The sequence below is a fragment of the Oricola sp. genome, assembly GCF_965230365.1.
In the GTDB taxonomy this organism is placed as follows: domain Bacteria; phylum Pseudomonadota; class Alphaproteobacteria; order Rhizobiales; family Rhizobiaceae; genus Oricola.
Map to the genome: position 1 here is coordinate 2,273,988 of NZ_OZ246003.1, position 24,004 is coordinate 2,297,991.

The window sequence follows — 24,004 nt, forward strand, 5'->3', positions numbered from 1 at the left end:
CGGCTAGCCGCAGCGATCAACCGAGGCGGTCGGCAACGCTCACGCTTCGCCGAACACCCGCCGGAATGTCGTCTCGACATGCTTGGTGTGATAGCCGAGGTCGAATTTCTCGCGGATTTCGTCTTCGGAGAGCGCTGCGCGGACATCCGCATCGGCCAGCAGTTCCTCCAGGAAGTCCTTGCCTTGTTCCCAGACCTTCATCGCGTTGCGCTGCACCAGCTTGTAGGCATCTTCTCGCGAAACGCCGGCCTGGGTCAGCGCCAGCAGGATCCGTTGCGAGTGCACCAAGCCGCGAAACTTGTTGAGGTTGGCCAGCATGTTTTCCGGATAGACGACGAGCTTGTCGACCACGCCGGTCAGTCTGGCCAGCGCGAAGTCCAGCGTGACAGTGGCATCGGGGCCGATCATGCGTTCCACAGAGGAATGCGAGATGTCGCGTTCGTGCCACAGCGCGACATTCTCCATCGCGGGAAGCGCGTGCGATCGCACGATGCGCGCCAGTCCGGTCAGGTTCTCGGTCAAAACAGGGTTGCGCTTGTGCGGCATGGCCGACGAACCTTTCTGGCCGGCCGAGAAGTACTCCTCCGCCTCGAGAACCTCGGTGCGCTGCAGGTGGCGGACTTCGGTCGCCAGTCGTTCGATCGACGAGGCAATGACGGCGAGCGTCGCAAAGAACATGGCGTGGCGGTCGCGCGGGATGACCTGAGTGGACACCGGCTCCGGTTTCAGGCCCATCGCTTCAGCGACATGTTCCTCGACTGCCGGTTCGATATTGGCGAATGTGCCGACCGCGCCGGAGATCGCGCAGGTGGCGACTTCCTCGCGCGCCAGTTCCAGCCGTTTGCGGTTGCGCTCGAATTCTGCGTAGGCCTGGGCGAGCTTGACGCCGAAGGTGGTGGGCTCGGCATGGATGGCATGGCTGCGCCCGATGGTGATCGTGTCGCGGTGCTCGAACGCCCGGCGCTTGAGCGCGGCCAGCAGCGCATCGATATCGGCGAGCAGGATGTCGGCGGCGCGGACGAGTTGGACGTTAAAGCAGGTATCCAGTACGTCCGAAGAGGTCATACCCTGATGTACGAATCTGGCGTCCGGCCCGACGATTTCGGCCAGATGGGTCAGGAAGGCGATGACGTCATGTTTGGTCTCGCGCTCGATCTCGTCGATCCGTGCGACGTCGAAGGTCGCGTTGCCGCCCTTTTCCCAAATCGTCTCCGCCGCGCTCTTCGGGATCACGCCCAGTTCCGCCAGCGCATCGCAGGCATGCGCCTCAATCTCGAACCAAATCCGGAACCTGGTCTCCGGCGACCAGATGGCGACCATATCCGGGCGGGAATAGCGAGGAATCATCGAGCGGCGTCCTGAAAGGGAAATCGTTTGTGCCCGCCAGATAACAGACCGGGGCCGCCGTCTCAACGAGTCTCATCGTCGAGCGTCCCCTGCACCACCCCCTCTCTTGCGATTTCTAGCACTTAGCCTGGGGCTAAGGCGCTGAAATCGTCCGGCCCTTCGCTATGGCTCCGGGCGTTCGCGGTTCCAATCGACAAATCGTTGTCGATTGGCCGGCCATGCCGGACACCGCTCACCCCACCGCCAGGGGCGAGAGGGCGCGCTTCTTCCGCACCGCGCCTCGTTTCCGAGACCGGATCATCGTTGAGTTGGAAGACGGGCGGTCAAAGCATCGCAACGTCTAGATAGTAATAGCGATCCTCGGACCGCCCGCTCGGTGGTCTTGCAGCTTCGGTCGGCGGCCCGGAACTCTGTCCGGGAAAACAAGACTGCGCGCGCCGCTTCATGCCGCCCTGCCGTGGGGGTTCATCACCCAGCGATACACCTCTGCACCGCCCGACAGGCACCGTCCCTCTCCCTGTGAGCCGGTGTGCACCCAGACTTCCGTGAGAAGGCAATTGCGATTGTAGGGGAGGTTCGGGCGCGGTGGACACGCCGGATGCCGCGCAGTTGTTGGATTATTCGTAACCAATTGAAAAATATATCTCTTCTCTACCGTTACCGAGAGCCACGCGTGCAACCTATCCGACAGATGATGACCATTGCGGGCTGGATTTCCGCCTGCTCATCCCGATCCCCCGGTGATGGCAGAGGCCTGAACGCGACTTTCCAGCGCAAACGAAAAACCCGCTGGAAGCTCAGACCCGGGTCTTGCGGGTCAACACCCAGCAGGTGGCAAGCAGAAAAAGCGGTGCGAGCGGCAGGTAGTGACGCGTTCCGATGACCGCATATTGGTAGGTGGAACCGACAGCCGTAAAGAATTGCTGCATGAACCAGATTCGCGTGAAGACCGGATCATGCCACTGTGCGAAGTAGGACCGGTGTTCCAGCGCAAGCAGCGCGGCCGTGAAGACCAGTGTCGCCGCAGTCAGCGTGGTGGCGATGGCGGCGAAACGCCATGGCCGCTTCCACCTATTTGTCAGCCGGCTTGTCAGGGGAATGGCGGCCGGGACGGCGGCGCAGGCACCGGCAAAATAGAGCGCGGCCAAAGTGAGGAACTGGCCGTCGGGCACCCGCTCGAAATCGACGGCAAGCGACCACGCGGCGCTGAATGCCATCATGATTCCCCAGGCGAGCGAAAGCGCGACGGTGCGCAGGAGAGGCGTCATGCCCCGTTTCTCCAGCCTTTCGATCGAGATGTTCCGATCTTTGAAGCAATAACTGAGTTATTGGACATAAGTTACTGCGATATATCGATAGTCCGGTCCTTCGAAGCCAAAGCTTTTGATGGCGATCATGACCGCGACAGCATTGGGGGCATCGCGCCGGTAAAGTGTCTGTACCGCGGCGATCCGATAGTCGAGTGGGCATAAACGGCTGGCGGGAACCGCGCTGTCCTCGTGCAAGACCGTCGTGACGCCGCCCGCCGTGCTGTTTATCATGAGCAAGCGGAAACCGGTCGATGTGTCGGCCACGCTGCGGCATGTTTCCGACGGATAGAAATCGATGGTTTCGAGCCTGACTTCGAGCGGCGGATCGATGGGCGGAAACACCGGACGCGGGTTGACGACCATCCGGTAGGGGTCGGCGGAACTCTCGGTCACCGGGTTGAGACCGGCGGTGTAGCCCGGATTGGCGAGAAGTTCGGCGTCCGGGACGATGCTGTCGCCGGCGGCCTGTGCCTGGGTACGGGCTTCGCCGACGGCCGCCGTATCGTCGTTGATGCGGACGCGGATCGGCGAACCGGGCAGGAACCGGTCGCGGGCCGTGTCGATGTAGAAACGGTTGGCATAGGGAAAGCCGGAACCGTCCTGTCTGCCATACTCCTCGAAGGCGAAGACCGAACCGTCAGCGCTGAAGCCGAGAATGTTCAAGGCGGCTACATCGCCGGCGCGCGCGGCGGAGACACAAAGGCCGCCGATACCGAGCAATAACATCAGGATGCGGGCAATGCGGGTCATGAGATCGCCTCCGTTTTCCGCCGACAAGCCCCTGCCGCGCAGTCTGGACCGCGTCTCCGACACATTCAAGCGCGGGAACGGGCGCTGGTAAACGGAAGGACCCGCCGACGAGTTATCGCAAGCCGGACCAGGCCGGCAGGATGTCGCCGGCAGCGGGCGTTGCGGCATAAACGCCTCTGGCGACGGCGCGGGCCATGGTGCTGCTGGCCGCTGCGCACAGGTCGACAAAGGTATCGAGGCCGCCTTCGATTTCGCGTTTGCCGGTGGCGAGCGCGAACACCAGATCGCCGTCAACTGCGGTATGCGACGGCCAGATCGCGCGCGCGAAGCCGTCATGGGCCGCGATGGCGAGGCGCTTGCACTCGCTCTTGGTGAGTTTCGCGTCGGTGGCGATCACCGCGATCGTCGTGTTTTGCGGGGCATTGGACGTTTGGTCGCGGAACTTGATGCGCAAGTCCGTCGCGTCGGCGGGAAGCGGATTGGGCAGGCCGAGGCCGCCGAATTCGCCATCCAGTTCGAAGGGTGCGGCCCAGAAATGCGGTGTCTCGCCGACCGTTGCCACACCGACCGGGTTGGCCGCGACCAGCGCGCCGACAGTCAACCCATGCGGTTGCAAGACAAGCGATGCGGAGCCGAGCCCGCCCTTCAGATTGGCGGTTGTCGCGCCGGCACCCGCGCCGACGCTGCCGAGCGCAAAGGTTTGCGCAGCGTCGGAAAGCGCGGCGTGGCCAAGTTCGCGATAGGGCGGATTGTGGCCCCAATTCTTGTCGCCACCGTTCAGCATGTCGAACAGGATGGCGGCGGGTACGATCGGAATGCGATGATCGCCGACCGCAAAGCCGCGCCCCATCTCGACAAGCGCGGCCTGCGCGCCTGATGCCGCATCGAGGCCGAATGCGGAGCCGCCGGAAAGCACGATGGCGTCGACCGCTTCGACGGTGTTGTGCGGTTCGAGAAGATCGGTTTCGCGCGTTCCGGGCGCGCCACCCAGCACTTGCACCGCCGCCGTGGCAGGCTCCGTGCACAGCACGGCGGTAACGCCGGTCTTGACCGCATCGTCACTGGCATTGCCGACCATCAGGCCATCGACATCGGTGATCAGGTTGCGCGGGCCGGGACAGCCTGTGTTGGCAGTGTTGTTCATGGATGCGTTCATTGCCCGGCTTCAACCGGCTCCATCCGCCCGTTGAAGATTGTGAAAACCTCGAAGAGGTTGCCTTCCAGTTCGCCATCGGGCCGGAAGCGAAGCGGACCGATCACCGTTTGGAAGGAACGGTTCAGCATTCGCTGATAGGGAAAAATACCGTCATCGGCGCTGATGTCGATGCCGAAAATCGCGATCTGCGCTGCCGCATAGGCGGGCAGGACGTAGCCATCGGCGCCAAGGGGCGAGCCTTCCATCGCCTGGATTGCCACCAACGCTTCGGCTTTTCGGGACCAGTCGGGAAAACCGGTGACAATCGTGTTGTCGGCCAGTTTCCCATCCTCGGGCGGGCCGATCAGCGCCGAACCGCCGGCAATCGTCAAAGGCACCTCGATCATTTCCGCATTCGCGCTGATGACGGAGGCGTCAAAGGCATCTCCGCCAATGAAGACATGGGTTGCGCCGGCCTTGTTCAACCTGCGTACGAGGCCGACCTGATTTTCCATTTGCGGCCGGTAGGTGTCGGTGAACACCGGTCTCAGGTTGTCTTCTTCGAGCTGGAAGCGCACCGCCTCCGCCAATTGGCGGCCATAGAGCGTCCCATCATCAATGATCGCGAAGTTCACACTGCGCCAGACACCAGCGAGGTAACCCGCGATCGCTTCTGCTTCCTGGGTATTGCTGGGTGCCAGCCGCAGCAGCGGCCAGGATTTGGCTTTGGTATGAGCGGTAATGCCTTCGGCTTGCGTACCGATGGCGATCAGCGTGATGCCGGCTTCGGCAAGAATCGGCATGGCGGTGTCGAATGCCTCGATACACGGATAACCGATAACCACCGAAACGCCGGCCTCGACCATCTCGCGTGCCGAATTCGCGCCGCCTTCGGCGCTGCATTCGTCGTCTGCAACAGAAATGGCAACGCCCTCGCGTTCATTTATGGCCGCCGCTGCGCCGGACCGGATCTGGTCGCCGATGATCGAGAAATAATCCGACATCGGGCCGACAATACCGATCCGCGACTGCTGCGCGGGCTGAGCGACGGTTTGCGTTGCGCATGCCAAACAGATCGCGATGGCCGTCGATGCGGCAGCGAAAGCCCCAATCCTCGTTGATGCAATTCCCAACGCCATGATGCGGTGATGCAACGCAACACCGCCGAGGGCAAGGCAAAATGCAGGCAGGCCATCGTCAACAGATGGGGTAATCCATGCTTGGCCATGGCGATTCCCCCGCCTATGTTCATTGAATAACGCGGAGAATGCAGGATCGGCAATGGCAGTATTGATACCCGATTCAATCGACGAGACGCTGATTTTGCTCAACGGCAAAGACTATGTGGCAGACCGGCCGTTGGCGACGGTACTCTATCTTAGTCTGAGGATGGGCCGACCGCTGTTTCTCGAGGGTGAGGCAGGCGTTGGAAAGACGGAGATCGCCAAGGTTCTGGCCAGCGCCATGGATCGGCCGCTCATCCGGTTGCAGTGCTATGAAGGCCTCGATGTCTCGTCGGCAGTCTATGAATGGAACTATGCCGCGCAGATGATCGATATCCGCATCGCCGAGGCGAGCGGCGAAACCAGTCGTGACGACCTGCATCGCGACATTTTTTCCGACGAATACCTTATACGGCGCCCGGTCCTGGAAGCCTTGTCCGGCGAGCCCGGCAAGCCGCCGGTCTTCCTGATCGACGAACTTGACCGCACCGATGAAGCGTTCGAGGCATTTCTGCTGGAAGTCCTGTCCGATTTCCAGGTGACGATACCCGAATACGGAACGATCAGGGCCGCCGAGCGCCCATCGGTCATCATCACGACCAACCGGACCCGCGAAATCCACGACGCGTTGAAACGCCGATGCCTCTACCATTGGGTCGATTATCCGTCTGCGGAACGAGAACTGGAAATCATCGCGCGCAAGGCGCCGCAGGCCAACCAGCGGCTATCGCGCGAAATCGTCGGATTCGTGCAGAAGCTGCGCGAGATGGAACTCTTCAAGGTTCCCGGCGTTGCCGAGACGATAGACTGGGCGACGGCCCTGACGGAGCTGGACAAGGTGGCTCTCGATCCGGCGACGATCTCAGATACGATCGGCGTTCTGTTGAAATACCAGGACGATATCGCGCGGCTGCAGGCTAGCGAGGGCAAGCGCGTTCTTGACGAGGTGAAAGCGGAAATCGACGCCGCGTGACGATGGAGACATTCGGTTCCAACGGGCAGACTGTGGAGCAGGCGACCGACGGACGGTTGGCTGACAACATCGTCTATTTTGCGCGCACATTGAGGAAGGCCGGACTGAAGGTCGGGCCTGCCAGCGTCAGCGATGCAGTGGAGGCGGTGCTTGCCGGCGGGATCGGGTCGCGCGACGACTTCTACTGGACCTTGCATTCGGTTCTGGTGACCCGGCACGAAGACACGGTGATCTTCGATGAGGCGTTTCGGCTTTTTTGGCGGTCACGCGAACTGGTCGAGAAGATGCTCGCCATGTTCTCGCCGCAGGCGCCCGACACCCGCGAGCGGGAGAAGAAACGGGCCGGTGAAACCCGGGTCGCCGATGCGATGTTCGAGGGGCACAAGCAGCGCGATCCCGTTGAAGAGGCGCCCGAGATCGAAATCGACGCGCGCATGACCTACTCGGAACGAGAAGTGTTGCGCGACATGGACTTCGCGCAGATGAGCGCCAGCGAGATCGCCCAGGCGAAGAAGGCGCTCGCCGAACTGAGAATGCCGTTCGACGCGGTGCGTACTCGCCGTTTCAAGCCGTCCAACCGCAAGCGGTTTGTCGATCCGCGCCGCACGCTCAGACAGGCATTGCGCACAGGCGGCGATCTGGTCATCCCGCAGTTTCGCGAACACCGGGTGGTGCAGCCTCCGCTTGTGGTGCTTGCCGACATCAGCGGATCGATGAGCCAGTATTCGAGGATTTTCCTGCATTTCCTGCATGCGCTGACGGAGAAACGACGCCACGTGCACACGTTCCTTTTCGGCACCCGCCTGACAAATGTGACGCGCCAGCTGCGGCATCGCGACATCGATGCGGCGATCGACGATTGCACGCAGGCCGTGGAGGACTGGTCCGGCGGTACGCGCATTGGCGAGACACTCTCCGAGTTCAACCGCAGGTGGTCGCGTCGTGTCCTGTCGCAGGGCGGCGTGGTGCTGTTGATCACCGACGGGCTGGAACGGGACGACGTCGGCGATCTCGAGAAGCAGATCGAGCGCCTGCACAAATCATGCCGGCGGCTGATCTGGCTCAACCCGCTGCTGCGTTTCGACGGGTTCGAGGCGCGGGCGAAGGGCGTGCGCGCGATGCTGCCGCATGTCGACGAGTTTCGCCCGGTGCATTCGCTGAACAGCATCAGCGACCTGTGCCTTGCGCTGGGGAACGGAAATCACACATATTCGGCACACAATTTGCCACGCGAATGGCTGCGGTCGGCGCACGATGCGGCTTGAGGCGTGGACGGGAGCGACGGCATGGACAATCACGGAAGCGCTGACACTCTGCAATCCGATCCGTTGACCGCAGCGGAAAGCTGGATGAGTGAAGGCCGGGATGTGGCTGTTGCGACGGTGGTCGAAACATGGGGGTCGGCGCCGCGCCCGGTGGGCAGCCATCTGGTGATCGACGCGCAAAGCAATTTCGAAGGCTCGGTATCGGGCGGTTGCGTGGAAGGCGCGGTGATTGCCGAAGCGCTCGATGTGATCGAAAGCGGAGAGCCGAAGATGCTCGAGTTCGGCGTTGCCGACGAGACTGCGTGGCGAGTTGGTCTTAGCTGCGGCGGGCGCATTCGCGTCTATCTGGAACGCTTGGGCTAGCCCATGGATCCCCTGCACCTGAAGGGTCTGAATGCGGCACGCCGCGCCCGGATTGGCGCGGTGCTGGTCACCGATCTGGGAGATGGTCGCGACCGCCTGGTCAAGGAAGGCGAGAACGTCGCTGGCGAGCTCGGTGTGGCGCTTACCGCAGTGTTCAAGAGCGGCAAGTCCGGCGTCGTGGAGATCGGCGGGCGGCAGTATTTCCTGAATGTTCACTTGCCGCCGGCGCGTCTGGTGGTGATCGGCGCGGTGCATATCAGCCAGGCGCTGGCACCGATTGCGCGTCTCGCCGGGTTCGATCTGGAAGTAATCGATCCGCGCACGGCTTTCGCAACGCAAGAACGTTTCGAGGGCGTCAAGCTGGCCGCCGAATGGCCGGAAGACGTCTTGGCAGCGCGCCCGCTTGACCGCTATTGCGCGCTTGCTGCGATCACCCATGATCCCAAGATCGACGATTTTCCGTTGCAGGCGGCCCTCGAGGCGGGTTGCATCTATGTCGGTGCGCTCGGCAGCAGGAAAACCCATTCAAAGCGGGTCGAGCGGCTTCGGGCAAACGGCGTTGCCGACGAAGATATCGCGCGCATCGCGTCGCCCATCGGGCTCGATATAGGCGCTGCCAGCCCGGCGGAGATCGCGGTCGCGATCATGGCGGAAGTCATTCAGGCGTTTCGCCGTCGCGATCCGGCCCCGGTTGCAGCGGTGGCCTGAAGCGTGTGGTTCGGCATCAAAGCGCTCGATGATGCCGGCGGCGTGATCGGCGCCACACTGGCCCATTCCGTCAAGCTGGATTCCGGACTTCGGCTTCGAAAGGGCCATGTGATTACCGGCGAAGACGTGCAACGCCTGCGCCGCGAAGGAGTTGCCGAGATCACGGTCGCCATTCGCGATGCGGGCGACCTCATGGAGGACGAGGCGGCGGCGCGGATCGCCGACGTGCTGGAGCGCGAGGAACTCAGACGCGATGACGTTGGTACCGGCCGGGTCAATCTCTACAGCCGGGTCGGCGGCGTGCTGTTGGTCGATGCGCCATCCATCGAGCGGACCAACCGGATCGATCCGGCAATCACGGTTGCAACGCTGGCAAACCACAGCGTTGTGCGGCCCGGCCAGATGGTTGCGACGGTCAAGATCATTCCGTTCGCGGTCGCAGGTGCCAAAGTGGACGAGGCACGGTCGGAACTATCGCCCGGCGGTGCGTTGTGCGTGCAGGCCTTCAGGGAAGGGTTCCGCGTCGCGTTGATCCAAACACGTGTGCCCGGCACGCGCGAAAGCGTGCTCGACAAGACGCGCGAGACAACTGCGAGCCGACTGGATGCGCTGGATGCGGATCTCGCGGGCGAAGCCCGTTGCGCGCATACCAGCGCTGATGTCGCCAGCAAACTGGCAAGCGGTCTCGCAGCCACGGACATGGCGATCGTTTTCGGTGCATCGGCGATGACCGACGCACGCGATGTGGTTCCGGCCGCGATTGAGGAGGCAGGTGGCGAACTGATCTATGTTGGCATGCCTGTCGACCCGGGAAACCTGCTGGTGTTGGGCGAGATCGGCGGCAAGCCGGTGATCGGCGCGCCGGGATGCGCGCGCAGCCCGAAGGAAAATGGCTTCGACTGGGTGCTGCAACGGCTGTGCGCGGGCATGGACTTGACCGGCGACGACATCGTCGCGATGGGAGTTGGCGGCCTTCTGTCGGAGATCCCGCTGCGGCCGCATCCGCGCGAAACGGGAGCGAAGCGGTGAAGCCCTTGTCCAGCGCGATCATCGTGCTCGCGGCTGGCCGTTCGACCCGCATGGGCGCCTCAAACAAGCTGTTGCTCGATTGGGAGGACGGTGCGCCGATTGTCCGTTGTGTTGTCGCAAACGCGATTGCCGGCGATTGCGGGCCAGTCTTCGTGGTCGTCGGGCATCAGGCAGAGGCGGTCGCCGCCGCGCTCGATGGATGCGACTGCCAACTGGTGGAAAACCCGCGTTACCCCGATGGGCTCGTCACCTCGCTGCAAGCGGGCTTTGGCGCGGCGCTTGCGGCCGGCGCTGACGGAGCCTTCGTCCTGCTTGGCGACATGCCGCTGGTCGGTCCCGACATCATTGCAACTGTGCAGGATGTGGCGGCCGCGCATCCGCAACAGATCGTCGAACCGCGCGCGGGCGACAAACCGGCGCATCCGGTATGGCTTCCGGCCCGGCTTTCCGACGCGATCGGCGGCCTTGAGGGCGATATGGGCGCGCGAATCCTCGGCAAGTCGGATGAACTGCCGGTCGTGACCGTGCAGGTCGGCGAGGCCGCAACCGCCGATATCGACACCCCTGAAGCCTACTGCGCGGCGACCGGACGGCCAACCGGTGCGCATTAGCGGTTGCGTCATGTCCGGTTTCGCGGCACGACATCCCGCATGAAATTACCTGTTCGGACGTTTCTCGGCTTGCTCCCAATCGTCTTGATTGGCGCTTTGGCGGTCGCGGTTGCGGTCGCCCTACCGGTACCGGCGATGGCGATGGAACTGGCGCCGTTCAAGGATCGTCTCTTCTCCTATCCGGCGGTGCTCGAAAGCCGTGATGGCGGCAGGTTCATCGCCGTCGATTATCGCGAGATGCGCGACATCAATCGTCGCGATGCGGTGCCCGAGCGGCGGGTCAAACGCCGCTATGTCGATCTGAAACCGCGCCGTCAGCAAAGCGAGGGAACCCTGCAGACCGCGTTCGGTCCGATCAAATATGTGCTGGTCGGCGAGATCGACCGGGCGCGGCTGGTGACAGCCTATGTCCACGGGCGTGGCGGCAACCGGCTACAGGGTGTCAACGACCATTCTTTCGGTGGCAATTTCAACCGTATCAAGAACCTGATGACGCGCAATTCCAGCGTCTATGTCACTATGGACGGAGGGCAACTCGACGAGGCGGCGGCAGGCCGGGTGAGAGCGCTGCTGGCCGCGATTCTGGCGCGTGCGCCACGGGCGAGGCTGGTGTTGGCATGCGCCTCGGCGGGCGGCGCGATCTGCCATCGCATCGCCGGCGACGACGCACTGGTCGGCAGGATGGCGGGGATGGCGCTGCTCGGCTCCTACGGGTCCGAAGGCATGCTGTCGTCGCGCTTGCGCCGCGAGCAGGTGCCGCTGTTCATCGCCCATGGCGGGTCCGATTCCGTGATCCCGGTCGGCTCGATGGAAGCACTTTATTCGCGGTTTCGGGCAGAGCCCGGTTACCCGGTTCGCATGGTGCGTTTCGAGACCGGAGGGCATGGCACACCGATCCGGATGACCGACTGGCGCGACATGATCAATTGGATGTTGCGCAGCGGCAGGTAAGCCGGTGATCTCCAAGGCGACGAAACGCTAAAGCTCTGGGGTTGCTCTGCAATCCGTTCCTGCCGCAAGATTCGGTCATTCCAAGAAATTGCAGGCTTGATCGCGGGGGAGACATGCCCCTTGCAAAAAGTCTTGACACGGCTCGAAAAGTCGGGCCAGTTTTTAGTCATGCTAAAAAAATCGACGCCCACGAAGAGCAAGGACGTACCTTTTGAACTGGGCGAAGCGCTACGACTTCGCCGCAAGGAAATGGGTCTGACGATGCAGGCGGTGGCCGATCAGGCGGGTCTTTCGGTCGGCTTCATCAGCCAGGTTGAACGCGGTCTCGCGACGCCGTCGCTTGGATCGCTCGCATCACTGGCAGCTGTGCTCGAAACACACCTGAGCGCATTTCTCGATCAGCCGGCAGCGGAAGGCCAGACGACGCGTCAGGACAAGCGTCAGTCCTACAGGGTACCCGGTGCGGAAATGGTCTACGAACGGATTTCGACCACTTTCCCCGGTTCGAAGATTCACTCGGTGATCACGCATGAACCGCCGGGCTATCGGGGCGAGCCGATCAGCCATAGCGGCGAAGAGATGTTCTACATCATCGATGGTGCAATCACGGTCGAAATCGAAGGCGAGGTTGAGGTGCTGCGCAAGGGCGACTCGATCCACTTCGACAGCCGCCGCACCCACTCGAGCTGGAACCACACCGACAAGACCGCGTCGATCCTTTGGTGCGGAACCATGGACGTTTTCGGAGATGCGCCGGAGCCGATTCACAAGCCGTCTTCGCAACAGAAACCCAATAACGATCAAACAGGAGAGGGAAAACCATGACCAAACATCATCTGTTTGCGGCGGCGCTGGCCGCAGCGACGGTTCTGACGACGGTGGCGCAAGCCGAAACCGTCCTGCGACTGGACGAAGTGGCCGTCGGCGAGCTCGATCCCGGAAAGGCTTCGGACTATGCCGACAGCATTTTGATGTTCAACGTCTACGACACGCTCGTACTGCCGAAGCAGGGTGGGCCCGGCCATGACCCGCATTTGGCGGCAAGCTGGGACGTCGATGGAACCACCTACACTTTCAAGCTGCGCGAAGGCGTTTCGTTCCAGAGCGGCAACCCGCTGACAGCCGATGACGTGGTCTACTCGCTTGAGCGCATGCAGGCGCTGGGACAGGGCCTGTCCTACCTGTTCGGGGGCGTCACTGCCGAGGCGGTCGATGCGTCGACGGTCAAGTTCTCGCTTGAACAGCCCTACGCGCCGTTCATCGCTTCTCTCGTTCGCCTGCCGATCGTCGACAAGGCGCTGGTCGAGGCAAACAAGGGCGACGACGAGTGGGGCGAAGCCTTCCTGTCGGGCAATGCGGCGGGCAGCGGTGCCTACAGCGTCAGCTCCCACAATCCGCAGGAAGAAACCGTCATGTCGAAGAACGACGGATACTTTCTCGGTGTTGCCGATGTCGCTCCCGACACCGTCCGGTTGCGCTATGGCCTGGAAGCGGCGACTGTCCGCACCCTGATCGCGCAGGGCGAGCACGACATCGCGTCGCAGTGGCTTCCGCCGGAAGTTGTCAAAGCGCTTGCCAATGATGGCGCGCAGTTGCTCACCGAGAGCGGAACCGGCGGGTTCTATTTCAAGATGAACACCACCAAGGCCCCGCTCGACGACGTGAACTGCCGGCTGGCGCTGGCGACGGCCTTTGACTACGGCACTGCGATCCAGATGATCGCCATCAATGACGATGTGTCGGCGGGTTCGTCGGCGACCGGCGCCATTCCGGTCGGCATGTTCGGCGCCAATGGCACTGACATGGCCTTCAGCCAGGACCTGGCCAAGGCCAAGGACTACCTGGCGGCATGCAAATACGATCCGTCGGAGATCGATATCGAAGTGAGCTGGATTGCCGAAGTTCCGCTGGAGGAACGTTTCGCATTGCTGATGCAGGCAAACTTCCAGCAGCTCGGCGTCAAGTCGCACGTCAAGAAGCTGCCCTGGGCGCTGTTTGCGGAGCAGGTTTCCAACCCGGAAAACACCCCGCATATCAGCCAGCTCTTTGTAAACGCTGTTACCGGCGACCCGGATACGTTGCTCTATGGCATGTATCACTCGACAGCGGCCGGCACCTGGCAGTCGCCGGAGTATCTGAACGACGCCGAAGTCGACCAGCATCTGGAAGAGGGCCGCACGGCGGCGACCGACGAGGCGCGCGACGCGGCCTATTCGAAGCTGAACGCCCGCCTCCTGGAGATCGCACCGACAATCTACGGCTTCGACCGCCAGTCGGTTTTCGCGGCCTCAAACCGGGTCAAGGTGCCGGCGCTTAGCGATCCGTCCAAGGCTTTCGGGCTCGACGGGATGGGTTTCTCTTTCCGCCTGATGGAAATGGTCGAGTAATCGGCTGAACCGCGAGAAAGGCCCGCCGGCGGCATCGCGCCGGCGGGCCGAACCTGATCAATCCCGCGCGAAAGAACCCAATGTCTCCCGTCCTAAGCCTGTTGCTGAGACGGCTCGGAATTTCCGTCATCGTCCTGATCGGCGTTTCGATGCTGATCTTCTGCATCGCTAGGGTCATTCCGGGCGATCCCGCGCGCATCGCGCTCGGCCCCAACGCGACCGGCGAGCAGATCGAGAAGCTCCGCACCGAACTGCATCTCGACGACTCGCTGATCGTCCAATACGGCCATTTCGTTCGCGACCTTGCGCAGTTCGATCTCGGAACCTCGCTTTACACCAACCGGCCGGTCACGCTGGATATCGTCGAGTTCCTGCCGGCAACGCTGGAACTGGTAATTGTCGCCGGTATCCTGATGATCGCCATCGGCCTGCCATTGGGCATCCTGTCCGCTCGCTATCGGGACCGATGGCCGGATCATGCGGTCCGCATTCTGGCATTGCTGACGGTCTCCGCCCCCAGTTTCGTCTGGGCCGTACTGCTGATGCTGGCCTTCGCCTTTTATCTGCCGCTGTTTCCGATCGCCGGTCGGATATCCGATATTTATGAAATCGACCGCGTCACCGGCTTTCTGCTCGTCGATACGCTGGTCGCCGGTAACTTCTCCGCCTTCGCGAACGCGTTCTGGCACATCGTCCTGCCCGCCGTCGCATTGGCGCTCTCAGGCATCGGCCAGGCCGCGCGTCTGACGCGCGCCAACATGGTCGAGACTTATCGCAAGCCGTATATCGAGATGGCACAGGCCTATGGCTTCTTTCCGGCGCGGATCGCCAATCACTACGCGTTCAAGCCGTCGCTTATCCCGTCCCTGACGATCATCGGCCTGGATTTTGCGGCCATGCTCGGCAATGCATTTCTGGTCGAGGCGGTGTTTGCCTGGCCGGGCCTGTCGCGCTACGGCGTGGCGGTGATCCTGCGCAAGGACCTGAACGCGATCATGGGCACCGTGCTTATCATCGCGCTGACATTCCTGATCGTGAACATCATCGTCGATCTGCTGATTGCCTTCATCAATCCGAAAATCCGTCATTCGACGAGGGTCGGCTCATGATCCGCACACTGCGCATCCTATCCGCCAATCCCATGTCGCTGCTCGGCTTGCTGCTGGTCGCGCTGGTCGTTCTGGCGGCCGTACTGGCGCCCCTGATCGCGCCGTTTCCGACCCACAATGGCGCGGTGGTCGATTTCGTCTACGCCAATCAGGGGCCGAGTGCGCGCAACTGGATGGGCACCGATCTCGTTGGCCGCGACATTTTCAGCCGCATTCTCTACGCCTACCAGATATCGCTGGTGCTTGGTGTCGTGGTGCTGGCAATCGCCACGCCCATCGGCACGATCGTCGGTCTGCTCGCCGGTTATCTCGGCGGCTGGGCCGGTGGCGTGCTGATGCGCATCACGGACGTGTTCCTGTCGATCCCGCCTCTGGTGCTGGCAATCGCCATGATGGGCGTGCTTGAGCCGACACTCACCAATGCCATGCTGGCGGTGACTGCCATGTGGTGGCCCTGGTATGCACGTCTCGTCTACAACATCGCCCGCTCGGAGCGCGAGGAAGGCTATGTTCTGGCAGCGGAGGTCATTGGCGCCTCGACATGGCACATCGCGTTTCGCGAGGTTCTGCCCAACTGTCTGCCGGCCATCATCACCAAGATGACCCTGGACATGGGCTTCGTGATCATCATCGCCTCGTCGCTGTCCTTCCTCGGTCTCGGCGTACAGCCGCCGACACCGGACCTTGGATCGATGGTCGCCGAAGGCGCGCGATACCTGCCTGACAGCTGGTGGCTCACCGTGTTTCCGGGACTGGCGATCCTGATCGCCGTCTTCGGCTTCAATCTGCTGGGTGACGGTCTGCGCTCGGTCCTGGGAGTGGACGAGCAATGAGCAACATCCTCGATATTAAAGATCTCAAGCTGTCGTTTCAGACCTATCGGGGGGTGATCGAGGTCCTGCACGGTATCAGCCTTTCGATACGCCGGGGCGAGCGGGTCGCGTTGGTCGGCGAGAGCGGGTCCGGCAAGTCGGTGACGGCGCGCATCGTGCTCGGCCTGATCCAGGAACTGACCACGGCGCGGATCGCCGGCAATGTGTATTTCGACGGCGCGGACTGCCTGCATCTGCCGGCGTCCAGTCGCCGTGCATTGCGCGGCACCGAGATGTCGATGATCTTTCAGGACCCGACGTCGTCACTCAATCCGACCTTCAAGATCGGCGGACAGTTTCTCGACGTGCTGCGGCGCGGCGACCCGAAGATCTCGCGATCTGCCGCCGAGGCCAAGGCCGAGGAAATCCTGGCGCATGTCGCCATTCCCGATCCGGTCAGGGTTCTGGAGAGCTATCCGTTCCAGTTGTCGGGCGGCATGAACCAGCGGGTCATGATTGCCATGGCATTGGTCAACCGGCCGAAACTGCTGCTGGCCGACGAGCCGGGCACGGCGCTCGACGTCACGGTTCAGGCACAGACGCTGAAACTGATACGCGACCTGGTCGAGGAGGTCGGTACGGCCGTGCTGTTTATCTCGCACAATCTCGGGGTGGTGCGCGAATTCGCCGACCGGGTCTATGTCATCTATCGCGGCCGGATCGTCGAAGCGGGGCCGACGGCGGCAATCTTCGAACGACCGGGACATGCTTACACAAGGGCGCTGCTGTCGGCGGTGCCGCGTATCACGGGGCAGGGGCTGCCTGATATAGCCGAGGTCAGCGACGACTTTCTTGCGCCGGCATTCGTTCACGGGGCTGACGCGCCATGACCGCAACGCTTTCCGTCGCCAATCTTTGCAAGACGTTTCATACCCGTTCCGGTCCGGTGCACGCGGTACGCGATGTCTCCCTTGATGTTCAAACCGGCGAATGCCTTGCCATTGTCGGCGAGAGCGGTTCGGGAAAGACCACGCTTGCCAACATGCTTCTGGGCATCCTCAATCCGACCGAGGGCAAGATCGTGCTGGACGGCAATGAGCTGCCGGAGCGGCGCTCGCGCAAACACCGCCAAGCGATACAATTCGTTCAGCAGAACCCGCTGTCGGCGCTCAATCCGCAGCGCAGCATCGGCGCCTCGATCCGCCTCGGGCTTGATGTCTATGGCATCGGCAAGCCCTCGGAGCGCTGGACGCTGGTCGAGACCGCGCTACAGGAGGTCGGGCTGGAGCCGTCGATGCGCCATCGTGCGCCGTCGGCGCTTTCGGGCGGACAACGCCAGCGTGTCGGCATCGCCCGTGCGCTGGCCTGCCAGTCGCGCATCATCGTGCTGGACGAGCCGACCTCGGCCCTGGACGTCTTGGTGCAGGCGCGCGTGCTGCGCCTGCTGAACGATCTGCGCCGCGACATGGGGCTCACCTACATCTTCATCACGCACGACCTTGCCGTCGTGCGCAACGTCGCGGACCGGGTGGCGGTCTTCAAGGCCGGCCAGATGATCGAACTCGGTCCCGTGGAGCGAATCTTCGACCATCCGGAGCATGAATACACGCGCAAGCTGATCGGCGCTGTCCCTGTGGTGGACACCGACGAACTGGCGCTCAGAGACAAACTTGCGGAGGGGAAATGAGTAACGTTTTGCAGGCTGTGGCCGGCCGTGAAGACCAGCCGGCGGCAGCCTATCGCGCGCTTGAGGCGCTGGCCGACAGCATGATCGGTGTCAAGCTTTTCACGGTGACCGAGCTGGAATGGAAGCGCGGCGTCGCGCGCCGAACCTATACCAACATGCCCGAAGCCTACCCGACAAGTGGCGAAAAGGAGATCCTGGAGGACGCCTGGACCGACCGCGTTCTCAACGAGCGGCAGTTCTTCGTCGCCAACTCGATCGAGGAAATCGCCGAGGTCTTCTTCGATCATCCGCTCATCCAGTCGCTTGGCTGCGAGAGCTGCATGAACATCCCGGTCGCGGTCGGCGGTAAGGTCCGCGCGACGGTCAATTGCCTGCATGAGGCCGGACACTTCACGCCCGGGCGGGTGAAGCGGGCGCAAACCCTGATCGAGCCGGCGACACTTGCGGTCGCTGCGGCCATGTATCTTCAAGCGGAGACGAGACAATGAGCAGTATCACGCGACGGGTGGCGACCGATGTCGGGGGCACATTCACCGACCTCGTCGCCTTTGAGACCGACAGCGCGTCAGGGACAACGCGCATCGTCACGGCCAAATCCGACACGACACCGCCGGACTTCGAACAGGGCGTCCTCAACGTGCTCGCAAAGGGCGGGGTCGAGCCGTCGGAGGTCGATTTCATCGCCCACGGCACGACGGTCGTCATCAATGCGCTGACCGAACGCAAGGGCGTCAAGGTCGGGCTGATCACCACGGAAGGGTTTCGCGACACGCTGGAAATCGCGCGAGGCAACCGACCGGATTTCTTCAATCTCCATTATGTCAAGCCCGCGCCGTTCGTGCCGCGCCATTTGCGGGCCGAAGTGCCAGGGCGGATGACCTATCAGGGAGCCGAACGGGCGCCGCTCGATCTTTCAGGATTGTCGGAGATTCTTGACGGCTTCCGCGCCGAGGACGTGTCGGCTGTCGCGATCAGCCTGTTGCATGCCTATGCCAATACGGCGCATGAAGAGGCGGTGCTGGCGGAGGTCAAGCGCCTGTGGCCGGGGGTGGCGGTCGTCGCCTCGCATCAAATCACGCGCGAATGGCGCGAATACGAACGCTCAAACACCGCCGTCTTGTCGGCCTATGTGCAGCCGGTCGCTGCGCGTTATCTCAGCAAACTGAACGAAGGACTGAAGGCGCAGGGCCTGCGGCAAAGTCCCTATATCATGCAGTCGAATTGCGGCGTCGACAGCCTTGAGGCAACCTCGGCGGTGCCGATCAACATGATCGAGAGCGGGCCGGCCTCCGGCTTCTGGGGTGCGGCGGAACTCGGCAAGCTGATCGACGAGCCCAACATCCTGGCACTCGACATTGGCGGTACAACCGCCAAATGCTCGCTGATCGAGGGCGGCGAAGTGCGCATCATGACCGACTACTGGATCGAGCGGAACCGCAAGTCTGCGGGTTATCCGATCATGGTGCCGGTGGTTGATCTGGTTGAAATCGGCAATGGCGGTGGATCGATTGCCTGGGTCGACGACTTCGGCAAGCTGCATGTCGGTCCGCAGTCGGCCGGCGCTTTGCCAGGTCCGGCGGCCTATGGCAAGGGCGGTACCGAGGCCACAACGACCGACGCCAATCTGTGGCTCGGGCGGATCAACAGGGACTACTTCTGCGGCGGCGAGATCGAGGCCGACATGACGGCTGCAGAAACCGCGCTGAACGCTGTTGGCGCAAAGCTCGGCCTATCCACTGACGAGGCCGCCGCCGGCATCATCAGGATCGCCAACAACAACATGGTCAACGCACTCAAGCTGGTCAGCCTGAACCGCGGCTACGATACGCGCGATTTCACTTTGCTCGCGTTTGGTGGCGGCGGCGCGATGCATGCTGTCGCACTTGGCCAGGAATTGCAGGTCAAGAAGGTGGTCGTACCGGCGGCCGCTTCGGTGTTCTCGGCCTGGGGCATGATGATGTCGGACCTGCGGCGCGACTATTTCGTCACCCAGCTTGTCGATCTCAGCGAGGGCGGTGCGGGTACGATTGAGCGCGTCTTTGCCGACACAGAAACCAAGGCGAGAGCGACCTTTGAGGCAGAAGGCGTCGAACCATCAAAGGTGACCTTCCTGCGCTACGGCAAATTCCGATACCGCAACCAGGAACATACGTCGGAGGTGTTGCTGACCGGCGAAATCACCGCCGCGTCGCTGGCCAAGATCGCCGACGATTTCCATACGCTCTACGAGAAAGAATACACCTACCGGCTCGACGCGCCGGTCGAGATGGTCGGCATCCACCTCGTGGCGCGCGCGGAAGTCGGCAAACTGGTCATGGAGCCGCGGGAAATGGGCCCCGAGGACGCCTCCTCGGCGGTGAAAAGCAAGCGCCAAGTCGACTACGCACTGGAGGGCAAGCACGAGGCTGTCATCTATGACGGCGACAAGCTGATGCCCGGAATGTCGTTTTCCGGCCCGGCGGTCATCGAAGACCCCGGCACCACCATCGTCGTCCATCCGGGCAACCGGGTCGATGTTGACGCCTACCGCAACATTCACATCGAACTGGGGGAACAGGCATGAGTTCGACCGATCCGATCACCCTGGAAATCATCCAGAACTCGCTTCAGGCGACCGCCGACGAGATGTTTGCCGCGATGCGCAAGACGGCGATGAGTTCGATCATCTATGAGGTTCTCGATATGGGGACCGGCGTCTGCGACGCGCAGGGCCGGCTGGCGGCGTCCGGCGCGGGCATTCCGCACTTCGTGGGTGTGCTCGACAAGTCGGTGACCTTCATCATCGACAAGTTTGGCGACGATGTTAAACCGGGCGACGTCTTCGTGACGAACGATCCCTACTATGGCGGCGTCACCCATTTGAACGACCTGGTTCTCGTTATGCCGGTCTTTGCCGACGGCAAGCTGATCGCCTGGACCGCCAATATCGCCCACAACTCCGATGTCGGCGGCATGGCGCCGGGTTCGCTGACCGGCGAGGCGCGCGAGATCTTTCAGGAAGGCCTGCGGCTGCCGGCAATCAAGCTGATCCGCGAGGGCGTTACCGACCAGGCGGTCATGGATATCATCACGGTCAACAGCCGGATGCCCGACTTCCTGCACGGCGATGTCTGGGCGGCGATCGCATCGGTGCGCGTTGGTGGGCGGCGGCTCGAAGGGCTGGCGCAGAAATACGGAACTGACGTGTTCTGCCAGGCCGTCGAAGAGTTCCTCGACATCGGCGAGAAGACGGTGCGCGCCGAACTGAAGAAGATGCCCAAGGGCACGTTCGAGCTTGATGAAGAACAGGACGATGGCCGATTCTTCCATGTGAAGATTACCATCACCGATGACGAATTCGTTGTCGATCTTCGTGACAATCCAGATCAGGACGAGGCGCCGACGAACACCAGCCGCGACGAGACCGTGACCTCGGTGCAGACGGTGTTCAAGTCGCTGATGTCGGCGGACACGCCGTCAAATGACGGCTCTTACCGGCCGCTGAAGATCCTGACGCGCGAGGGATCGGTGTTTCACGCCAAGGAACCGGCGGCGGTCGGCTTTTATTACGAGATCGGTATCCGTGTGTCCGATCTGGTCTGGCGCTGTCTTGCGCCGCATGTGCCGGATCGCCTGCCGACCGGCCATTTCTCGTCGATCTGCGGCACGTTTATCGGCGGCATTCACCCGGATACGGGCCGCCAATACACGATCATCGAGCCCCAGATCGGCGGGTGGGGCGCCAGTGAGGGCCAGGACGGCAACTCGTGTGTGTTCTCGGCTTCGCATGGCGAAACCTTCAACACTCCGGCTGAAATCTCCGAGGCGCGCAACGGGCTTTTCGTCGACCGGATGGAGTTGAACACGGCGCCGGGCGGCGAGGGTGCTTTCAATGGTGGTCGGGGGCTTGTCCTGGAGTACCGCATTCGCACCGAGCGGGGTTTTGTAACCGCCGGTTACACCCGCTCGCGGATCAAGCCTTGGGCGCTCGATGGCGGTAATGAAGGCTCCGGCAACTACGTCGAGGTCATCAAGGACGGCGATGAAACGACCCGCTATGCGTTTGTTTCCGAACTGCCGCTGACGACAGACGACGTGGTTCGCGTCGTCACGTCGTCAGGCGCCGGGTTTGGCGATCCGAAGGCGCGCGACCGTGCGGCAGTCCAGGACGACATCAAAAACGGCCTGATTTCCCCGGAGCGTGCTGCGGAAGTGCATGGAGGGTGAGGACAATGGGTGCGCCGCTGAAAATCATGTATCTCAGCCCCGTCGGTTCCGACGAGAGCGACCAGCTCTTCGCCGACGCCTTTGCCAAGGTCGTCCGGCCTGGCACGGAGGTCCATGTCACGTCGCTGCCGCCCGCCGATGGCGCTTTCCGGCATATCGAGTATCGCGCCTATGAGGGGCGCGTGACTACCGGCATCCTGCGTGCGGTGCGCGCCGCTGAACGGGAGGGTTTCGACGCCTTCGCCATCGGTTGTTTTTACGATACCGCTCTGCACGAGGCGCGCGAATTGTCTGGCGACATGATCGTAACCGGGCCCTGCGCTGCGGCCTGCGATATCGCAGTGTCTCTTGCCAACCGTTTCGGCATCATTGTCGGGCGGCGCAAATGGGTGGGCCAGATGCAGGGCAACGTCGTCGAATACGGGCATGGTCCACGCCTTTCCGGCTTCTATGCCGTCGAACTCGGTGTGACCGAGTTTCAGGAAGACCACGCCGAGACCGAACGCCGTCTTCTGGCGGCGGGGCGCAAGGCGGTGGAAGAGGATTATGCCGAGGCGCTGATCCTCGGCTGTACCCTGGAGATCGGTTTTCACAGAACGCTCGAGAATGCGCTCGGTGTACCGGTGATAGATCCGTCCATCGCGGCGTTGAAACGTGCCGAATATGCCGCCGGGCTGCGCCGGGATTGCGGCTGGGTGCCGTCGCGCAAATGGTCATGCGAGGCACCGCCGGAAGCCGAGATGGCCGAGATCGGCGGTTTTGACGTGAACAGCCCATTTGGGAATCGAATTATTGTGGAGGCACGCTCATGAGCGACAGACTGGCAAGATTGCGGGAGCGCATGGCGTCGGAAGGTGTGGATCTGGTGGCCTTGGGGCCGGGGGCGCATCTGGCCTGGCTTCTGGATCTGCATCCGCATGGCGACGAGCGGCCGCTCGTCTTCTGCGTCACGGCCAACGGCGAAGGCTTCCTGATGCCGGCACTGGAAGCCGACAGTGCGCGCCAGCACACCGATCTGCCATTCTACGAATGGACGGATGCCGAAGGACCGTCAGGCGCACTTGAAACGCTCCTGGAAGCGGTCGGTGCATCGGCGGCGCGCTCGATCGCGCTCGACGAATGCATGCGGGCCGATCATGCCGCATTGCTCCAGGACCGTCTGCTGAATGCCAAGCGACAGTTCAGCGAAACGACGGTCGGCGCGCTGCGGATGCGCAAGGAGGAGGGCGAGTACGCCATCCTGAAGCGCAACGCTGTGAGCGCTGACACGGCGATGCAGGCTGCCTGGGCCGGCATGCGCGCCGGCATGACCGAAGCCGAGGTTGCCGAGATCGTGCGCGAGAGCTTTCGCGAGCAGGGCGCGCGGCCGCTTTTCAACATCGTTGGCGCCGGCGGCAATGGCGCGTTTCCTCACCACCAGACCGGCAACACCGTGTTGCAGCCGGGTGACGCCGTGGTCATGGATATCGGCGGGAAGCTCAAGGGCTATTCAAGCGATATCACGCGCATGGCGGTGATCGGCGAACCGCCTGAAGGCTATGCGGAGGTGCATGCGATCGTTGACGCTGCGGTGGAAGCCGCGATGGCTGCCGCCCGGCCCGGCGTGAAGGCACATGTGGTTGACGATGCCGCGCGCGGGGTCATTGCCGATGCCGGCTATGGCGAGTACTTCCTGCACCGCACTGGCCATGGGCTGGGCACGGAAGTGCACGAGCCGCCCTACATCACCGCAAGTTCGCAGTCGGTGCTCGATGAGGGCATGGTGTTTTCCATCGAGCCGGGCATCTATTTGCCGGGCCGTTTCGGCCTGCGGCTGGAGGAAATCGTGATCCTGCGCGCCGACGGGCCGGAGATCCTGTCGGATCTGCCGCGCGATTGGCGCGTCATCTGATACGCTGCTCGAACTGAAGCCCGATGCACGAAATGCCGTCCGCGTTCGGGCGGTATTTTATCTCAGCGCTTTCAGAGGGTTACTGACCTTTTCCCTCGGGTTGGGGCCTTGAGAAGTCGGGCGAGATAGTGAGGCTTTAGCCGAACGCCGAGGATGGGGTCGTGATAGCGGACGCTGAGACAGGTCATGCTGGTCCCTGCGTCATGGCGTTCGCCGATCCACGACTTGCCGGTGTGTAGAACGTGCG

General features: G+C 62.6%; 23 protein-coding genes. 18 read left to right on the forward strand and 5 right to left on the reverse strand.

Annotation, left to right across the window (positions count from 1 at the left end; translation table 11 throughout):
• Window positions 1-39: 39 nt before the first annotated feature.
• The 5 genes from purB to ACO06R_RS10910 form a co-directional block, all read right to left on the reverse strand.
• Entirely contained in the window at window positions 40-1,347 is a 1,308-nt protein-coding gene (gene purB, locus ACO06R_RS10890) for an adenylosuccinate lyase (RefSeq protein ID WP_421849334.1), read from the reverse strand.
• A 797-nt stretch (window positions 1,348-2,144) separates the two neighbouring features.
• Window positions 2,145-2,615 carry a hypothetical protein gene (locus ACO06R_RS10895; protein WP_421849337.1) on the reverse strand — a complete coding sequence of 157 codons (471 nt, stop codon included), beginning with the start codon at window positions 2,613-2,615 and terminating at the stop codon, window positions 2,145-2,147.
• Between the two features lie 57 nt (window positions 2,616-2,672).
• Window positions 2,673-3,407: a DUF2259 domain-containing protein gene (locus tag ACO06R_RS10900; RefSeq protein WP_421849340.1), complete on the reverse strand. Its 735-nt coding sequence runs from the start codon at window positions 3,405-3,407 to the stop codon at window positions 2,673-2,675.
• A 112-nt stretch (window positions 3,408-3,519) separates the two neighbouring features.
• Entirely contained in the window at window positions 3,520-4,551 is a 1,032-nt protein-coding gene (locus tag ACO06R_RS10905; RefSeq protein WP_421849343.1) for a P1 family peptidase, read from the reverse strand.
• 8 nt (window positions 4,552-4,559) lie between these two features.
• On the reverse strand, window positions 4,560-5,681 hold the full coding sequence (locus tag ACO06R_RS10910; RefSeq protein ID WP_421849346.1) for a branched-chain amino acid ABC transporter substrate-binding protein: 1,122 nt from the start codon (window positions 5,679-5,681) through the stop codon (window positions 4,560-4,562).
• 142 nt (window positions 5,682-5,823) lie between these two features.
• Here ACO06R_RS10910 and ACO06R_RS10915 point away from each other — a divergent pair, with 142 nt between their 5' ends.
• The 18 genes from ACO06R_RS10915 to ACO06R_RS11000 all read left to right on the forward strand — a co-directional run bounded on the left by ACO06R_RS10915 (window position 5,824) and on the right by ACO06R_RS11000 (window position 23,757).
• Window positions 5,824-6,738 (forward strand): AAA family ATPase, encoded by a 915-nt coding sequence (locus ACO06R_RS10915; RefSeq protein ID WP_421849349.1) that lies wholly within the window; start codon window positions 5,824-5,826, stop codon window positions 6,736-6,738.
• Window positions 6,739-6,740: 2 nt separating this feature from the next.
• Window positions 6,741-8,003, forward strand: a complete 1,263-nt coding sequence (locus tag ACO06R_RS10920; protein ID WP_421859345.1) for a vWA domain-containing protein — start codon at window positions 6,741-6,743, stop codon at window positions 8,001-8,003.
• A 21-nt stretch (window positions 8,004-8,024) separates the two neighbouring features.
• The gene (locus ACO06R_RS10925; RefSeq protein ID WP_421849352.1) at window positions 8,025-8,366 is read left to right on the forward strand and encodes an XdhC family protein; all 342 of its coding nucleotides are present in this window, start codon (window positions 8,025-8,027) and stop codon (window positions 8,364-8,366) included.
• Window positions 8,367-8,369: 3 nt separating this feature from the next.
• Complete coding sequence (locus tag ACO06R_RS10930; RefSeq protein ID WP_421849355.1) at window positions 8,370-9,074, forward strand: XdhC family protein; 705 nt, start codon at window positions 8,370-8,372, stop codon at window positions 9,072-9,074.
• A gap of 3 nt (window positions 9,075-9,077) precedes the next feature.
• Window positions 9,078-10,103, forward strand: a complete 1,026-nt coding sequence (locus ACO06R_RS10935; RefSeq protein WP_421849358.1) for a molybdopterin-binding protein — start codon at window positions 9,078-9,080, stop codon at window positions 10,101-10,103.
• 5 nt (window positions 10,104-10,108) lie between these two features.
• Window positions 10,109-10,714 (forward strand): nucleotidyltransferase family protein, encoded by a 606-nt coding sequence (locus ACO06R_RS10940; protein WP_421849361.1) that lies wholly within the window; start codon window positions 10,109-10,111, stop codon window positions 10,712-10,714.
• A 39-nt stretch (window positions 10,715-10,753) separates the two neighbouring features.
• Window positions 10,754-11,665: an alpha/beta hydrolase gene (locus ACO06R_RS10945; protein WP_421849364.1), complete on the forward strand. Its 912-nt coding sequence runs from the start codon at window positions 10,754-10,756 to the stop codon at window positions 11,663-11,665.
• 96 nt (window positions 11,666-11,761) lie between these two features.
• Window positions 11,762-12,490 (forward strand): helix-turn-helix domain-containing protein, encoded by a 729-nt coding sequence (locus ACO06R_RS10950; protein ID WP_421849367.1) that lies wholly within the window; start codon window positions 11,762-11,764, stop codon window positions 12,488-12,490.
• Window positions 12,487-14,052, forward strand: coding sequence for an ABC transporter substrate-binding protein (locus ACO06R_RS10955; protein WP_421849370.1), 1,566 nt, complete (start codon window positions 12,487-12,489; stop codon window positions 14,050-14,052). Before ACO06R_RS10950 ends, ACO06R_RS10955 begins: the two co-directional genes overlap by 4 nt.
• A gap of 80 nt (window positions 14,053-14,132) precedes the next feature.
• Window positions 14,133-15,161 (forward strand): ABC transporter permease, encoded by a 1,029-nt coding sequence (locus tag ACO06R_RS10960; RefSeq protein ID WP_421849373.1) that lies wholly within the window; start codon window positions 14,133-14,135, stop codon window positions 15,159-15,161.
• The gene (locus ACO06R_RS10965) at window positions 15,158-15,994 is read left to right on the forward strand and encodes an ABC transporter permease (protein ID WP_421849375.1); all 837 of its coding nucleotides are present in this window, start codon (window positions 15,158-15,160) and stop codon (window positions 15,992-15,994) included. Before ACO06R_RS10960 ends, ACO06R_RS10965 begins: the two co-directional genes overlap by 4 nt.
• Entirely contained in the window at window positions 15,991-16,863 is an 873-nt protein-coding gene (locus ACO06R_RS10970; RefSeq protein WP_421849379.1) for an ABC transporter ATP-binding protein, read from the forward strand. The genes ACO06R_RS10965 and ACO06R_RS10970 overlap by 4 nt, the downstream gene beginning before the upstream one ends.
• Window positions 16,860-17,660, forward strand: a complete 801-nt coding sequence (locus ACO06R_RS10975) for an ABC transporter ATP-binding protein (RefSeq protein ID WP_421849382.1) — start codon at window positions 16,860-16,862, stop codon at window positions 17,658-17,660. Before ACO06R_RS10970 ends, ACO06R_RS10975 begins: the two co-directional genes overlap by 4 nt.
• The gene (locus ACO06R_RS10980) at window positions 17,657-18,148 is read left to right on the forward strand and encodes a GAF domain-containing protein (protein WP_421849385.1); all 492 of its coding nucleotides are present in this window, start codon (window positions 17,657-17,659) and stop codon (window positions 18,146-18,148) included. The genes ACO06R_RS10975 and ACO06R_RS10980 overlap by 4 nt, the downstream gene beginning before the upstream one ends.
• Window positions 18,145-20,223 (forward strand): hydantoinase/oxoprolinase family protein, encoded by a 2,079-nt coding sequence (locus ACO06R_RS10985; protein ID WP_421849389.1) that lies wholly within the window; start codon window positions 18,145-18,147, stop codon window positions 20,221-20,223. Before ACO06R_RS10980 ends, ACO06R_RS10985 begins: the two co-directional genes overlap by 4 nt.
• Entirely contained in the window at window positions 20,220-21,866 is a 1,647-nt protein-coding gene (locus ACO06R_RS10990; RefSeq protein ID WP_421849392.1) for a hydantoinase B/oxoprolinase family protein, read from the forward strand. Before ACO06R_RS10985 ends, ACO06R_RS10990 begins: the two co-directional genes overlap by 4 nt.
• A 5-nt stretch (window positions 21,867-21,871) precedes the next feature.
• On the forward strand, window positions 21,872-22,678 hold the full coding sequence (locus tag ACO06R_RS10995; protein ID WP_421849395.1) for an aspartate/glutamate racemase family protein: 807 nt from the start codon (window positions 21,872-21,874) through the stop codon (window positions 22,676-22,678).
• The gene (locus tag ACO06R_RS11000) at window positions 22,675-23,757 is read left to right on the forward strand and encodes a M24 family metallopeptidase (RefSeq protein WP_421849398.1); all 1,083 of its coding nucleotides are present in this window, start codon (window positions 22,675-22,677) and stop codon (window positions 23,755-23,757) included. Before ACO06R_RS10995 ends, ACO06R_RS11000 begins: the two co-directional genes overlap by 4 nt.
• Window positions 23,758-24,004 lie beyond the last annotated feature (247 nt).